15 protein-coding genes are annotated in these 14,816 nt (G+C 60.7%); 2 read left to right on the forward strand and 13 right to left on the reverse strand.

Features of this window, described 5'->3' with window-relative positions; genetic code table 11:
• Positions 1–179 precede the first annotated feature (179 nt).
• From V1479_RS21880 to V1479_RS21940, 13 genes are read right to left on the reverse strand one after another with little or no spacing between them, the layout of a single operon-like run.
• On the reverse strand, positions 180–2,165 hold the full coding sequence (locus V1479_RS21880) for a type IV secretory system conjugative DNA transfer family protein (RefSeq protein WP_368804740.1): 1,986 nt from the start codon (positions 2,163–2,165) through the stop codon (positions 180–182).
• Positions 2,162–3,193 (reverse strand): P-type DNA transfer ATPase VirB11, encoded by a 1,032-nt coding sequence (gene virB11, locus V1479_RS21885; protein ID WP_368804741.1) that lies wholly within the window; start codon positions 3,191–3,193, stop codon positions 2,162–2,164. The genes V1479_RS21880 and virB11 overlap by 4 nt, the downstream gene beginning before the upstream one ends.
• A complete protein-coding gene (virB10, locus tag V1479_RS21890; protein WP_368804742.1) occupies positions 3,174–4,397 on the reverse strand; it encodes a type IV secretion system protein VirB10 in 1,224 nt (407 codons plus the stop codon). Before virB10 ends, virB11 begins: the two co-directional genes overlap by 20 nt.
• Entirely contained in the window at positions 4,394–5,206 is an 813-nt protein-coding gene (gene virB9, locus V1479_RS21895) for a P-type conjugative transfer protein VirB9 (RefSeq protein ID WP_368804743.1), read from the reverse strand. The genes virB10 and virB9 overlap by 4 nt, the downstream gene beginning before the upstream one ends.
• Positions 5,203–5,898: a VirB8 family type IV secretion system protein gene (locus tag V1479_RS21900; RefSeq protein WP_368804744.1), complete on the reverse strand. Its 696-nt coding sequence runs from the start codon at positions 5,896–5,898 to the stop codon at positions 5,203–5,205. The genes virB9 and V1479_RS21900 overlap by 4 nt, the downstream gene beginning before the upstream one ends.
• A gap of 44 nt (positions 5,899–5,942) precedes the next feature.
• Entirely contained in the window at positions 5,943–6,953 is a 1,011-nt protein-coding gene (locus tag V1479_RS21905; protein ID WP_368804745.1) for a TrbL/VirB6 family protein, read from the reverse strand.
• Between the two features lie 9 nt (positions 6,954–6,962).
• Positions 6,963–7,181, reverse strand: a complete 219-nt coding sequence (locus V1479_RS21910; protein WP_368804793.1) for a hypothetical protein — start codon at positions 7,179–7,181, stop codon at positions 6,963–6,965.
• Positions 7,181–7,879 carry a type IV secretion system protein gene (locus V1479_RS21915; protein WP_368804746.1) on the reverse strand — a complete coding sequence of 233 codons (699 nt, stop codon included), beginning with the start codon at positions 7,877–7,879 and terminating at the stop codon, positions 7,181–7,183. Before V1479_RS21915 ends, V1479_RS21910 begins: the two co-directional genes overlap by 1 nt.
• A gap of 15 nt (positions 7,880–7,894) precedes the next feature.
• The gene (locus tag V1479_RS21920) at positions 7,895–8,971 is read right to left on the reverse strand and encodes a lytic transglycosylase domain-containing protein (protein WP_368804747.1); all 1,077 of its coding nucleotides are present in this window, start codon (positions 8,969–8,971) and stop codon (positions 7,895–7,897) included.
• On the reverse strand, positions 8,968–11,382 hold the full coding sequence (locus V1479_RS21925) for a VirB4 family type IV secretion/conjugal transfer ATPase (protein ID WP_368804748.1): 2,415 nt from the start codon (positions 11,380–11,382) through the stop codon (positions 8,968–8,970). Before V1479_RS21925 ends, V1479_RS21920 begins: the two co-directional genes overlap by 4 nt.
• A gap of 2 nt (positions 11,383–11,384) precedes the next feature.
• On the reverse strand, positions 11,385–11,684 hold the full coding sequence (locus tag V1479_RS21930; protein ID WP_368804749.1) for a VirB3 family type IV secretion system protein: 300 nt from the start codon (positions 11,682–11,684) through the stop codon (positions 11,385–11,387).
• Positions 11,685–11,686: 2 nt separating this feature from the next.
• A complete protein-coding gene (locus tag V1479_RS21935) occupies positions 11,687–11,983 on the reverse strand; it encodes a TrbC/VirB2 family type IV secretion system protein (protein WP_368804794.1) in 297 nt (98 codons plus the stop codon).
• A gap of 51 nt (positions 11,984–12,034) precedes the next feature.
• Positions 12,035–13,030, reverse strand: a complete 996-nt coding sequence (locus tag V1479_RS21940) for a lytic transglycosylase domain-containing protein (RefSeq protein WP_368804750.1) — start codon at positions 13,028–13,030, stop codon at positions 12,035–12,037.
• Positions 13,031–13,055: 25 nt separating this feature from the next.
• Between V1479_RS21940 and V1479_RS21945 the strand changes: the two genes are divergently transcribed.
• Positions 13,056–13,658: a hypothetical protein gene (locus V1479_RS21945; RefSeq protein ID WP_368804751.1), complete on the forward strand. Its 603-nt coding sequence runs from the start codon at positions 13,056–13,058 to the stop codon at positions 13,656–13,658.
• A gap of 77 nt (positions 13,659–13,735) precedes the next feature.
• Complete coding sequence (locus V1479_RS21950) at positions 13,736–14,404, forward strand: thermonuclease family protein (RefSeq protein WP_368804752.1); 669 nt, start codon at positions 13,736–13,738, stop codon at positions 14,402–14,404.
• The last annotated feature ends 412 nt before the right edge of the window (positions 14,405–14,816 follow it).

Genomic DNA, 14,816 nt, shown 5'->3' on the forward strand with positions numbered 1-14,816 from the left:
GACGCAGATATGTAACTGATGCCGAGTTGTCGCTGGCCAAGAAGGCGGCCAGAGCGCGCCGCATAACTTACAACTGGAGATTCTATGAGCCATAGAGGAGTAATCTATAGCTCATGCTCGGGAAGTGGTACCAACCCGTCTGGCCTCAATTTCGAGTACGCTCTCGTTCACGACGTGGGTCAGCTGGTACCTATCCCGTCAGCCACCTCATCCGGAATGGTCTCGTCAAAGATCTTGGACCATCCACAATCGCTGGATGGTTTTGAGTGTGCCGTCACCAGCGTTCTCAACCTGCGTGCTGCCGGCACGAAGCGCCTCTCGATGGCTTTGAGGTGCTCTCTGTGCTCGCCGGCTTGATGGGTGCCGACGTGTAGCGGAAGCTCTGATGAGCCGTTTTTCAGGACCTCACCGCTGCGCATTTGCCGGCTGGACGCCGTCCGCCGAGCTTTTCCGTCAATGGGATGCACTTCCTCCCCGACGTATCCGGTCGTGGTGGCGGGCATCGGCCGCGTCGGCATGAACTCTGTCGCTGGCACAACCGGCACGTTGGCACGGGAAAACTGTTCCAAGGCCCTGAAGGGTGCGGTCCGAAAGAACCGCAATTTGTCCGCAAAGAGCGGCCCCTGTCCTTCTGCCAGAATGATCATCTTGTCTCCCGGCATCTGCCTGATCTCTTGCGCCATCATGAGATCGCGCTCGCGTAGTTGCTCGACTTTGGTGCGGCGGTGCAGACCCATCAGTTCGATCGTGCGGGATTCGGTTTTGTAGCGCACGGTTCGCTTGCCCAGGCTTTTCGAGACCGCTTCCGCAGTCACCTGGTCATTTGCGCCGAGAACGAGCTGGTAACCGCAATTGCCTATCAGAGAGTGTCGTGAGGTTTCGCCGTAGATCTCATCGAGATTTTTGATGTCCTGGATTACGAAGGCCATCTTGATGTTGTAGCCGGCGACATAGGGAAGCTTGGCCGTAATCTCCAACATCTTCTTGAGCTGACGAAACTCGTCGAGCAGGAAAAAGACCGGCACCGATGGCTGACGATGCTCTAGCAAGAGCACGTCGAGGGTTTGCTGTACGAAGAGAGCGAGCAGAGGCCGCAGAAGCGTGATATCGGTGACGTTCGGGGCGAGGTAAATAGAGATCGGTCGATGCTTCAGCGCGCGCAGATCCATATCTGTAGCGCAAGTTGCGGCGACCACGCGCTCATTGCGAAATGGTCTCAGCGCCTTTTGGATATCGAGGAGCGCCGACGCAGCAGCGCGCTCTGAAAGGGCGATGTAGGCATTGAAGCTTTCTACGGTAAAGCGGGACAGGTTTGGCTCGCGCTTCTTGATGAGCGTCATCAGCGCCTGCAGATCGACGCCGCTGTTGAAGAAGGCTGTCACTTCGCCGAGATTGCGCCGGCCCTCGTACCAGACACTCTCGCTGATGTAGCTGATGACACCGGCGATGACCTGCTGGGCTGTCGCCTGCCAGATCGAATTCTCTGACTCGGTCACTTCCGGGACGAGAATGGCTGCCATGTTCTGGATGTCGGTGGTGCGGTCGCCGCGATCAGGACGGATGAAATCGAGCGGATTGTACCGGTGGGTCCGCCCAGATCCGGGTGCGAACAGGAATACCTGGTTACCCCTCGACTTGCGGTAGCCTGCCGTGCTCGCGAAAATCTCGCCCTTGAGGTCGGTGACGATCAACGAGCCTTCGTGGCAAAGCGCGTTAGGAATGACATAACAAGCCCCCTTCCCCGACCGGGTCGGCCCGATGATCAAGTGGTGGCGATCATCATCGACGCGAAGGATTCTGCGACCGAAGCGGCCAAGGATCTTGCCTTTTCGGCGGAACCACCTGCCCTGCCGCAGGGACATTGCCGTCTGGAAGCGTGCATCCCCGAGCGGGTTCGACGTCGGGCGCAGACCGGTAACGGCGACGATGCTGGCAACGAGAACAGCAGGAACAATCGCGCCGAGGGCAATCATGCGCAGACTGCCGCTGTCGCTATACGCGATGAGCTGATGGAAAGGCACGAGCGGATTGGTGGTGATGATCGTCTGCAAGACACGGCCGTCGCCGTAGAGCAACTGCAATCCGAGACCGTAGGCCAACACCCAGACTGCGATTGCGACAGCAATGCAGAAGCCGAGATAGATGAAGCGCAGCGGGCCGGTCACGGCGCTTCCGCTCTTGCGCGTGCGAAAAAGATCCCCGAGACGCCCCGTCGGCCCCCTTCCCTGCGCAACTGAACGACGATCGGGATGACACTTTGAATGTATGAGATCAGATCGGCCTTCGGATAGGCGGCTGACAGGCCGGACTGCATCACCATCATGGCGAGCTGCTCATAGGCGCCGAGCGGCGTGTCGGCATGAACCGTCGACATCGAGCCCGGATGGCCAGTGTTGATCGCGCGCAGAAATGCAAAGGCTTCAGAGCCTCTGACTTCGCCGACGAATAGCCGATCGGGCCGCATACGCAACGAGGCCTCAAGCAAGGACTGGATCGTCACGCTGGCTGTCCCCTGGTCGCCGCGCGACGCAAGCAGATGGACGGCGTTCTTCTGCGGCGGGAAGAGCTCACGCGTGTCCTCCAGCGTGATGACGCGTTCATGCTTATCCACGGATTTGAGGCAGGCATTCAAAAAGGTCGTCTTTCCGCTGGACGTGCCGCCGCTGATCAGGATCGACACGCGATTGACGATTGCCGTGCGAATGAAACCATAGATGTTCCTGACCGAGAGATGGTCGATCAAAGCCTGCTCGATTTCGCTGAGGCCGCCCAGCGCGACCGCCACCTCATCCAACGACCCCTGATCGAGATAGTCCTCCAGAGTGAAGTCGCCAACGACCTGTTTGCGGATCGACAGCGTGCCGCCATCGGGCGCTGCGGGGGGCAGAACGACCTGGATACGCTCACCGGTCGGCAGGGCCGCGCTCAGCATCGGGCTCGCGGGGCTGATGAACTGGTTGGTGCTGGCAGCGACACGCTCTCCGATATTCATGATCTCAGCTGTCGTGAGCTCGGGAACCGCATGAAATTCCATGTGGGCCGAGCCGAGCCGCTCGACATAGACCTGACCCGGCCGATTGACCGAGACTTCGACGACGGCGCGATCGTCGAGAAATCGCTTCAGCGGAGCCAGCGCTCGATGCAGAAAATAGTGTCGGTTGTTCGCGGTGAGCTCAGGGAAGGCCACGTTCACGACGGATATCTCTCAATGCCTCGGTGACGGGGTCTTCGTATTGCGCGGAGAAATCGAGATCCTGCCGGACGAAGACGAAGATACGTTCACCCTGGTTCACGCTGATTGTCGGCGGGATCCGCAGTGAATCGGTCAAAGCCTCATTGGCCATATCGGTGAATGTCTGAGCCATTGTCTCCCGGGCGCGTTCTTCCGCATTCTGCGCTTCGTCGCCGGCTCCACCTGCAGCTTCGCTGCCGTAGCCCGTCAGGTAACTGGCGCCGGCGCCGACGATGGACAACAAGACGGCGGCGCCAAATCGCTCGCGAAATTTCTTGTCGACGCGTCCGGGCAAACCGGCCCGCCCGAGGCTGTCGGCGCCGATCGAGTTCAGGCGGACCGAGACGCCGTCATCGCGAAGCATGCGCGTCCAAACGACGAATATTCGTGTTTGGCCGCGCATGATCTCGGATTGGTATTCCCCGATCAGCCGCGTGCCGGTCGGAATCAGCACCCTGCGGCCATCAAAGGAATAGACATCCTGCGAAACGATCGCTCTTACCTGCCCTGGCAGGTCGCTGATAATCGCTGTCTCCAAGATGCCGGGGATCAGCGTTCCCTCAGGAACCAGCGCGTCGATCCGCTCGATCTTCCTCGCCTTGGCGCCGCGGTCGCCAAGTCCGACGGCGGCAGAAAGGAACTTGCTGCTGCGATCCTCGCCAGCGACAGTGAGCCCCTCACCTTCTCCAGCTGTGAAAGTCCCGCCGCCACTAGAGTCGGAACGATCAATCACCACCAGGTCCGACTGAAAGCGTGAGGGAAACTCTTCCGCAGCCACTTCTGCCGTTTCAGGGGGCGTAGGCAACGCATCGGGCGCAGGCGGCGGCGGAACATCAAACCGCGTCGTGTCGACGTCTTCCGTCGAAGGCGGCGGCGGAGGTGGTGGAACCCGGACAATCTCCGGCGCCGCAAGTTCCGGGTCAGGCTCGTCATCGCCCTCGCGGACGAAGGACGGGGGCCGGAATGTCGTCGTCTTGAACTCCTCGTCCCCTTCCAGCATATCGCGCACCGGTGTCCGCTCACTGGCGAGAACAAGATAGGCCGCCGCCAGTCCGATGAGGATCACGATTGCACCGCCTGCCAGGTGCTTGCCGCGCACGGAACTGTCCGCGACGACGGGATCATCATTGCCGGCCAACGCTTCGAGTTCGGGGGAGCGCTTCATCCGTTGCCGCTCCTGAGCCGTCGTGTCGCCGTGTTATCCTCGACCGGTCCCAGGATGGCAGGGTCGGGCGCACCAAAATCCGGCACCCTGAGATTGAAGATGCAGATCCACTGATCGCCGTCACGCAGGGTGAATTGCGTGGCAGTGCCATCGACGACGATGTAGTCCCCTTCCCTTCGAAAATTCCGCAGCGTTTCGGAAAAATCGGAGTTCACCGCGAAGATCGCAGGCACTCTTGCGCTAAACTTGAAGAAGGTCTTTTTGCCGTCGTCGAAGACCATCAGCGGCTTCAGCCGCGCATCGCCGGAAAACGAGTAGTCGATGTTGACCTTGGCCTTGTCGATGCGGGAGATGTTGGGCCATGCGGCGCGCTGCTCGGCCTCCCGCCGCAGCGCGGCGTTCAGCTCCTTCTCAGGATAGTGAAAGCGGATTCCGAAAACCTTGCGGTCGGCGTCCGGCGCGAAGTCATGCAGCTCAAGGTAATAGATACGCTTGTCGGTCACGACATTCATGTTGGTAGCAACATCCTTGGCAATCGGCTTGACGAAGAGAATGTTGCCCTTCTCTGCGGGCACAACCTGCCAGCTTTCCGTGTCGCCGAGCGAGATCGTTTCGAATTTTTCTTCCTCGTCGAAAATGATCATGGTCGAGATGCCGTAGGTGGCGTGCACCTGGACGACGTTGTTTTCCTGATAGGTGACGCTGGTCACGCGGGCGTCGAGCTTGCCACCCTTGGGCATCTGTGCGCCAGATGCGGGAAGGCACAGGCTCATCAGCGCGAGCGCGGTTGCGAACAAGCGGCGCCTCATCGGGCATCCTCTGAGGTCACTGTCTCCTGCTCGCGGCGGTAGGCGTAGACTTGGAAGCCGAGCGGATTTTCGAAGCGCCAGTCGTTGCGCATTGGCGTATCGGTGTAGCGGAAGCGTACGACCGAAATCCAATGGCGGACGATCGATTCCGTGTCGCTGCGTTCGTTGGTCGAGAATCTGACGATCGCCGTGCTGGCGTTCGGGAAGGTCACCGACTTGATATCGACCAGCACCCGCTTCAGCCGTCCATAGACCTTGGCGGGGTTTTTGGCGTTTGCTGCGCTGTAAAGCGCCTGCAACTCGCGTGCCGCCTCGTCCGTGGAGAGCAGCGCCGCGATCCCGAAATTCTCCTTGATGGCGTACGGGTCGTAGCCTTCCCGCGCTCGGATGTACCGCACGACATTGGCCTGTGTAACAGCCTGCTGTTCGGTCAAATTGGCCGGCCGTGTCAGCCCTGACTTGACCTCGATATAGCCCGTTGTTTGGTCGACGGTGACGATGTAGGGCTCGAAGTCCTTCAAGGGCAGCATCAGCACGACCGCAACAAGGCTGAGCAAGGCAATTCCGGCAAAGACGATCGAGAAGAACCACGCAACGCGCGCCGAACGTTTTGCGCGCTTGAATATCTCCTGCTCCCAGACGTCTCCCTGTTGGAAATAGGAGCGCAGCGCGATCTCGGGTTTTTCAGCCATCCCTGTTCAATCCCTGCCGTTCACGGTCAAGCCTCGACTGGCCGTCATGTTTGTGGTGGGGTGCCGTTGGATGCGATCGCGCGCTGCATGGAGGCGCCCGCGCCGTTCGGAGGCGGCGTATGCAGTCGGGCCTGGACGCGATGCAACGCAGTCTGCGTCTGGCGGCCGGACTGCCCGATTGCCTCGCGGCTCAGGTAGACGCCGCGGTAGGCGTGACGGCGAGACTCATGACCAATCGCAGTAGCAAACGCTCCGACAATTCCCTGCGCAAGCGTCTGGACCTGGAACAGGACAAATGCGCCGGCGACGCACAACAATATGAAGGCTGCGAAGTCGCTGAGCTTCAGTTCCCGATTGCCTGAGATAGCGTCGATCGCCGTGAGTTCCGGCTCCATCGCGGCGATCAGAAAAGCGGCGATGACATAAACGAACAGCGGGATGATCGCGTAGAGCAGCGATTGGTTCAGCCAACCAATGGCGTAGTTGCGTGTTGCATCGAAAAAGAAGCACGAAATGAATATCGGCGCAGTGCCCATCAACACCCAAAGGATCACTTTCGCCAGCACGAGAATGCCGAGGGCAATTGCAACGAAGACGCCGGCAAACACCATGATGATCATGCCGACCAGAGCCGGGAGTACCGACAGATAGCCGGCCTGCTCGGCAAAGGCCGCGGCCGCGACATTGGCCGTCTTCCATATCTGGGAAAGCCCATGGGTGGGCTCGGTGACGCCGGTGCCGGAGGCAAACAGAATAGCTCGACCCGCCGCCTCAGGGACCTCAGTCAACCACTCATAAAGGAGGGCGTTGAAATTCGACCAGGTGCCGACCAGCACCAGGATGACGAAGCCGCGTACCAACCTGCCGATGATTTCGGCAACGCTGAGACGCGACGTTCCAAGAAAGAGCCTAACGCCATAGAACAGGACGACGAGAATGAACAAAAGGCGAAGGAGCGGCTCCAGGTCCTGGCTCAGTGCCTCATAGGCGCGCTGTGAAAAGTTCTGTCCCGACGCGTCGATGCGATCCAGCAATTGGCCAATGAAGTCTTCCACCGCCCTGCCCTATTCGTCGTCCGCCGGCGACAGTTCCCGGATCGCCGCCAACGCGGCGGCCCGGTCGTTGTTGAGCGAGTGAATGGCCCCGCATTCACCTACCGGCGCGTAGCTCGCAAGGTTCGCAGGCCTCTTGCACGGCGCGGTCTTTTCGCGCGGCGTGCCGCATCCACTGGTGACGATGGCCACAAAGAGCATTGCAGCGGTCAAGATCCATCCACGGCCCATCATTCGTAGCGCAATGCCTTGCGGGTGTTCGACATGTCGGTGAGCTTGCGCTGGTTCTCGGCATGCAGGGACTGCACCCCTGCATTGAGGACGCCGATCATCTCATTGAGAGTGAGCCCGGTCTGAACCTGAAGTTGGGTGTTCTGGTCGATTGAGCCTTTGATGTCCTCAGCCTTGCCGATCTCGCCGCCCGCAGTTTCGAGCGCGGAGCGACGCGCCTCGACCGCCTCCTGGGATCCGTTGATCAGCGCCGACACGCCTATCACCGTCTTCATGAGTTCTTCGTAGGACTTGTCGCTGGAAAGCGACCTGTCCTCCTTGCCGGACAGCGAACGCACAAGCTGGAGGCCGTTGATGAAGAGCGTGGCGGCTTCTACGATCTTGGGATCGAGCGACCCGAAATCGGCAGTCCCGCCTTTCAGGAGGTCGTTGAAGGAAGGCATCGACGACACGCTGAAACCGTTGCCGATGGCAATGTCTTTTAGCGGACCGGCATCACTGCCGCGCTCCCCGGTCACTGCCTTGAGCGTGTCCTCGACCGTGGTGAGGATCTCCTTGTTGGTGTCGAGGATTTTTGCGGTCTTTTCGGCGGTGTCGCGCGCGACAGCATAGTTGGTCTTGTCGATGACCGGAATGTCGGCTGCAGCCGGTGAACAGGCCGTGCCGATCAGCGTCAGAATAGCCAGTGCTCGTTTCACTTTGACCTCCCTCAATCAGTGTGTTTCGAGAAGCAGTTCGGCCTGCCCGTCGATACGCAGTACACAGGCCTTGGCAGCGTCATCCCATTCGAAGCCTTGCCGCGCTTCGCATTGGCCGGCGACCGGTCGTTCATCGTCCTCTTCCTGGCCGAGGTAGGCGGTCGAGCGGTTCGCCCCCGACATGTCGCCGAGCGTGATCGCGTTGTTGGAATTGATGAGATCCGCGAATGTGGTTCCCAGCTGGATCAGCCGGTTCATCAGTTCGACATTGGCACCGCGCGCTCCGGAGTTGTGGTCCCAGCTGTCCTGAATCGTGCCGGTTCCCATCGCTCCCAACTGGTGCAGCCAGGACAAAACGTCGTTGGATCCATCCGCGACCGCTGCAGTCAGGCCCATTGCGTTGATCGTGCTGGCACGGGCGCTTTCATAAGCGCTGCCGCCGCCGTAATTCAGCGGAATGCCCGATTTGTCGGAGCCGCCAAAGGCCGGTAGCCACTTTCGCGTGATGCTCGCCACATAACCTCGCGTTTCGTTGAACGGAGGAATGCCGCCATACTTGCTCACATTGCCGTGGCCGGCATTGTAGGCTGCGAGCGCCAGCAGGATATTGCCGTCGTAGCGGCGCAGCTGTTGCTTGAAGTAGCGCGCGCCACCGCGAAGGTTCTGTTCGATATTGTGCGGATCGACGCCAAGATCCCCGGCTGTGCCCGGCATCAGCTGGGCCAGTCCGATCGCGCCGGCGGATGAGTGGGCGCACGGATTGAATCGGCTTTCCTGATAGACGAGCGCCAGGAATTGGTTCTCGTTTATTCCCTCCTCGCGTGCGATCCTCCGAACCATTCCAACAATCGCCGGATTGGCATTCGCCGCGCCGATCGGATCGCCCTTGGGGCCATGCCGGTACATTGAGCACGTTACGCTCTGGTTGTTGACGTAACGGGCCTCGTCGACCTTTTCGATCTCGCCGGTCTTGCGGTCGCGATCGGCCCGTTCGTGGAGGCCCGTGCCGTCGAGGGTCGGAATATCTGCGAAGGCGGGCGACACGGCGATAGCCGGCAGGAGAGCCAAAGGAAGGATGTTCAGCCTGATCATGCCGCACGCCACCATCCGCAGAATTCGGACAACCAGTTCGCCGGATCGTCGCCCAGGCGTTCGCGCAGTGCCGCGCACTGTTCGATCGTCTCCTTACGACCCGACATCACGCGTACCAGGTCCGGCATTGAGGATAGGTCGAGGCGGGCAATGGCGGAGTCGTTGCCATGCTTGATCAGAAAGTTGCGCCGCTCTGGCGGCGTATTGCGGATGAACGAAAATTCCTTTTCAGTCAGGCCGAAGCGGCGGACGTAGCTTTCTTCATCGGCGCGCGGATTGGGAAAATGCAGGGTCGTCGCGGATTGCTCGATCAGTGTATGGGACTGCGGCGCACGGGCGATGTCGGCCGCGGACTGGGTGCCGAAACCGACGATCCCGTTGAGCTTGCGGATCGTCTTCATCTTGTCGACGATGTAACTGGAAAAGAGCGGGTCCTGTAGAAGCTTCCAGCCCTCGTCCATGAAGATCATGACCGGCTCGCCGGTGAGCAACTCATCCAGCCGGTGGTAGAGATACATCAGCGCTGGCGTACGCACTTCCCTGTTATCGAGAATGTGGGTCATATCGAAGCCGAAGATTCTCCGACCGGAAAACGACAGAACATCGCGCGGTGCGTTGAAGAGCCAGGCCTTCTCGCCCTCGCACCAAGGGCGTAAGCGTGACTGGAGATCGTTGGCGTCGGATCGCGCCCGACCCATCAGGAGACCGGACAGGTTGGCGAGCGTGCGCTGCTCGACCGGTTCCTGGCATATGCGGCCGATTGCTCTCTCAAGCGTGTCATCTTCTTCCTGGGAAAAGCCGCTGTCGTCAGACGGATCGAGCATGGCCTTGAGCAGGCGATGCAGGAATTCGCGGTTGGCGGCATGGTTTTCGAGTTGCAGCGGATTGAAGCCGGTTGCGACGCCTGGCTGCAGCACTTCGTAGGCGCCTCCGACGGCGCGCACGAAGATTTCGGCGCCACGATCCTTGTCGAAAAAGACGGCCTTTGGTTCCGGCGAAATACGGAACGCCTGGGCGAGCAGGAATGTCAGCACGACTGTCTTGCCGGACCCGGTCGGACCGGTCACCAGAAAATGGCCGATGTCACGCTGGTGGAAGTTGAACCAGTAGGGCGTCTGCGACGTCGTCTCCAGGATCGAGATCGGCAAGCCCCAGTGGACCCCGCTACCCTGCCCCGTCGCGAAATTGTGCAGCGACGAGAACCCGGAGAAGTTTGCGCTCGACAACATGCAGGAACGCGCGATGTAGGCATGATTGCCTGGCAGCTGCGCCCAGAAGGACGCCTCCAGATTGAGGTCTTCTCGAAGCCAGTTGATGTTCATGTCGGTAAGACAGGAGCCGAGCTCGGCTACAGCCTTGTCGAGCTCGGAGAGCTCGCGCGACAGGCAAAGCAGGCTGAAATGGTGATAGCCGAACACGGCCTCTTGGTTGAGCAGGCTGTTCAGCGCAAAGTCAATGTCGGTCTCGACGGTGCTGCCTGATTCATCCGAGGCATGGATCTGACGCTGCAGGCGAGAGATGCGCTCCTGGGCGATCGGCTTGTCGGCGAGCGTAAACGATTGTGTGCAGATGAACTCGTGGTTCCTCTGCAGAAGACCGTCGAGCATGCCGGGCCCGGAGAACGGCGGATATTCCTTGATCGAGAGCATTGCACCGAAACGGTTGTCGGCGTCCGTCGGCCCCTGGGCCTGCATCGTGCGCTTGGAAAAGTGCAGGCGCGATGTGCCGACATAATTGCGGATGCCCATGCGCGGCAGACGCATGTCGCGCGCGAGGCCGCAGGTCAGCAAGGTGTTAAAAAAGGCGCAAGGTTCGGAGTAGGGTTCGCCGTTGCGATAGACGATGCCGAGCGGCCGGGCACCATATTTCTGCAGCTCTCGCGTGACGTTGCCAACGACCTCTTCGAGCTCGTTGATTTGCTCGTGCATACGCTGCTGTCGCACGTCGGCACCGGCAGACCGATCAAGAAGGCGAGAAAACATCTCGGCGGCCCCAAGCGCGCCGCGCATGCCGGAGCGAACGATCGTCAAATAGAGTTCGTTGGTGAACATGCGCTTGGCGTCCAGCGACGCCATGTAGCGCTCGTTAAGAAGCGCGCAGAACGGGTCGGAGAAGCTGCCGCCGATCGTCGGCTTGACTTCCTTGCGCACGACCGTTGACCAAAGCGCATAGCGGCTGGAGCCGAGCGCACGGATCATCGTGTTCTGCACGACGGCGCGCATATTGAGCTCGGCTTGATCCTCCGTCTGGAAAAACAGTCCGTCCAGCTTGATCACGGATGCGATGGAGCCGCTTTCGAGCCCTATCACCGTATCGGCGACATGGCGGAGATACGGGATGTGGGACGACATCGGCCGATCGCGCCGGCTTTCTCGCCCGAACCCCAATTCCTCGGCAACGACGCTCAGCATGATCATGGTCCGAAAGAATTTGTGCGCCAGAACAGCCTGTTCCGCGTTCGCGGCGTTCGACGCCCAACCACCTGAGCAATGTCGAGGACGCGAATGTCGCTCGTGCAAAGCGCAAACAGCGCGAGGTAAATCAGCGGTGCGATCAGTACCGACCAGAAACTCGAACTCACAAGGAAGGCGATCAGCGTGAAGCCGACGATGATGTAGAAGGCGTTCAGCGGGATGCCCCACATCATGGGTGGCCGGGTCAGGCCGATGATCAGCGGCGTCAGTTGAGGTTTCTCGTCGGCGAACTTGGCCATGGTCAGCTTCCAACCGCCGCGATCATCTCGTCGACAATCGCAGGTGCGCCGAAGACCAGACCGATGCCGAGCACGACCGCGCCGGCTGTGAACCAGGACAGCCGCCCTGCGAAGGCGAGGAAGCCGAGCGCGATGACCGCGATGATCGCCAGCAGGCGTCCGAATGGTCCTGTGATGAAATCGACGATCATCTGCACGGCGGTCTCGAGCGGTGCGAAGGCGCTGGAGCTCTGCGCAAAGGCGGGTTCGGCCATGGCGAGGCTGGAGATCAGGATCGCGCTGATCGCCAGCGGGCGCATCACGACCCGGGTCGTCATCAAATTGGAAATTTCGTTCATGGTGACCTCCGGCTAGAAATGCATGACCCCGCCGACCCACTGTCGGCGCTCGCGCAATGTGATGACCCCGCTGGCATCCCCAGAACCGTGGCCCTCATTCGGTGAGGGCGGCAGCGCGTATGCGGTCGGGCTGCTGCCCGCAAGGCTCAATTTGGCATTGAGGACTTGGGCGACGAATTCGACGGTATCCGGCATTGGGGGAATGCCGCGATGCTCCCGCACGCGGCTCTCGCCAGCGTGGTAGGCGGCAGCGACAAGCAGCGGACTGTGGAACTCGTCAGTCAGTTGGCGCAGGTAGCGCACCCCGACATCGATGCTTTGCGCGGCGTCGCAGATGTCGGTGACGGCGAACCGCTCGGCGGTCTCAGGTCGGAGCCGCATAGGCCAGATCGCATCGGTTGCCGAGCTGTGCTGGCGCTCGAGCCGGCTCTCGGCCGTTACGACAGCGATGGCAAATCGGGGATCGACCTGATGTCGCTGTGCCGCCTCGATGACGAGACGGGCGATTTGTTCAGGCGACACCGGTGGATGATCGCACTGCAAATAGCTGTTAGCGCCACCACCAAAATAGTTGTGAAGATCCTCCGGGCCGGTCGCGCCGGTCGACGTCGCTTCCCCGGCACCCGCCGGCTCGCCTCTACGAACGACATGACCGCTTTCGCTCAGCACGTAGTCGTCCTGCTGTGTTGCCCAGCGCGCCTCGTCAACCGTGTCAGGCGACGGCAGCTCACGACCTTGCGATGCAACTGCGCCTGCCGGGACGAGGCCTGTCGAGGGTTCAACCAGAGCCTCGGCCGGCATTGCGTGAACCGAAGCAAGCGAAAGGCCACCTGTGATGATGGTCGCCGCTATAAGCGGCGCGGCGGAGAGTGATGATGGCTGCTTCGCCATGTTGCATCCCGGAACTGGACGTCGAATGGGGGAATCGATAGGCGAGATAAAAAACAATGTCAATTTGGTTGTGATTTTTTCTTGCAATCGCCAAAGAGGCGTTTCAATGTCGGGCACGATCAGACGTTGGAGCCGACTCTCAATGAGACGAACAGCCTGTTGCCTATTGGCGATTAACGCGCTTCTGCCAGCCTATGCGGCCGAGCCTGTGGACGAGGCGTACATTCGCTCATTGGCGGCGCCGGGAAGGACGGTGCTGGTCATGGAATATTATGACGGTCATGGACAGGTGTCAGAGCGTAAAGGTTATGCCTCCGCGTCGGGCTTCAAGGCCATCTCGGCAACCGCTTTTCGCGTCGACGCAAATTTGACCGTGCGCCTGTTCGGGATCGAGCCGTGTGAGGGCGACATGGTCAACCGGAAGGAGGAATTTGCGGGCACCTGCGACGACTACGCTCGACGCGGGCTGGAAACCCTTCTGCAGTCACCGCGGGTCATATTCTGCAGGGCTTTTGTCAGCGAGAGCGGCGGGTCCGTACAGAATGTCACCTGCTATGGCTACTATCACTATCCAGGCAGCCTCGACACGATCGACATGTTCGAGGAAGAACTGGTCTCGCTCGGCAGTCACCGTATCGCCAAGCGCCCTGACGGGTCGCTGGCGCGCCCCGACCTTAAGGAGGCCGAGGCTATCGGTCGTCGCGGCTACGGCATGTGGGTGGACCCGAGGGTCGCTGCGCAATGAACGTCCCTCCCCCCTCTCCAGCGCATGGCAGGGCGGGAGTCCATGCCATGACGCGAGCCGTCGGCGTCAGGTCCGGCATGCTCGCGCTGCTGGTGATCGCCTTTACCGGTGCTTCCCATGCGGCTGATCTGTTGCAGGGCAGTCGAGAACCTTCGGTCGGGATCGGTTCAGTTCCCTACCGCGGCCATGTGACCGAAATCTCCGGCCGCGCAACAATCGTCGATGGGCATACTCTGTGGTTTCCGCAGAACGGCCTGGAGGTGCGCCTGGCCTCGATCGACACGTGTGAACTTCCCCAATGGTCCTACGATGCGCGCCGGCACGGCGAGAATGCGATCCTTAAGCCGGTGCCTTGCGGTCCGTTGGCGAAGGCTTGGTTGAAGCGGTCGGTGGGTCACGCTCGCGTGAGCTGCGTCGTGCAAGGCAACGATGGCGATGGCGTTCCTCGCAGCCGCTGCACCGTGAACGGCCGCGACCTCGCATTGGAGATGGTGCGGGTCGGCTGGGCCCGGGCGACCTCGCAGGCGCCCGCGCACTATCTGGCATGGCAGAAGCACGCCATGTCGGCCCGATACGGCATGTGGGCAACCTACGTGCTCGACATGGACGAGTGGCGCGCAAAGGCCGCCGACCGGACGCTGTCTCGCCAACCGATCGCCGATTTCAATCTGCTTGCCGAGCGCGGTCTCGAAATCTCCCCGCCGTTTGAGGATGCGCGAAGGCATCCCCCACGAACCGACCGTTAGCTTGTTGGTCGATCAAAGGAGACGGCATATGCACCGTGTCTGGCAGTTTTTCATCACCGCCATTATGTCCGCGGCCACGCTGAGTTCATTAACCGACCGCGCAGCAGCGAGCGAGTGGGGATGCGAGGTGCTTCTGTGTGCATCGTCTTCAGAGCCGTCATGGCGCAGCATTCCTGCCTGTCATCCACCAATGCACCGACTTATCTCGGCGATGAACAGTTGGCGGTTCTCCTGGCCCACCTGCCCCGAAGCCGGCACGGGTAAACCTGGCTATGAGGCGTATGACCACTGTCCGGCCGGTTGGAGCGCCGCATCGAGCAACGAGGACCAAGGCGGACGCCCGCAGAGTATCTGCGTCCAGGTCCGAAACATCTGCGACTCACGATCTGGCGGTCGAACGGGCTGTGAGCAA

It is taken from the genome of Neoaquamicrobium sediminum, assembly GCF_040970315.1.
GTDB classification, from domain to species: Bacteria; Pseudomonadota; Alphaproteobacteria; order Rhizobiales; family Rhizobiaceae; genus Aerobium; species Aerobium sediminum.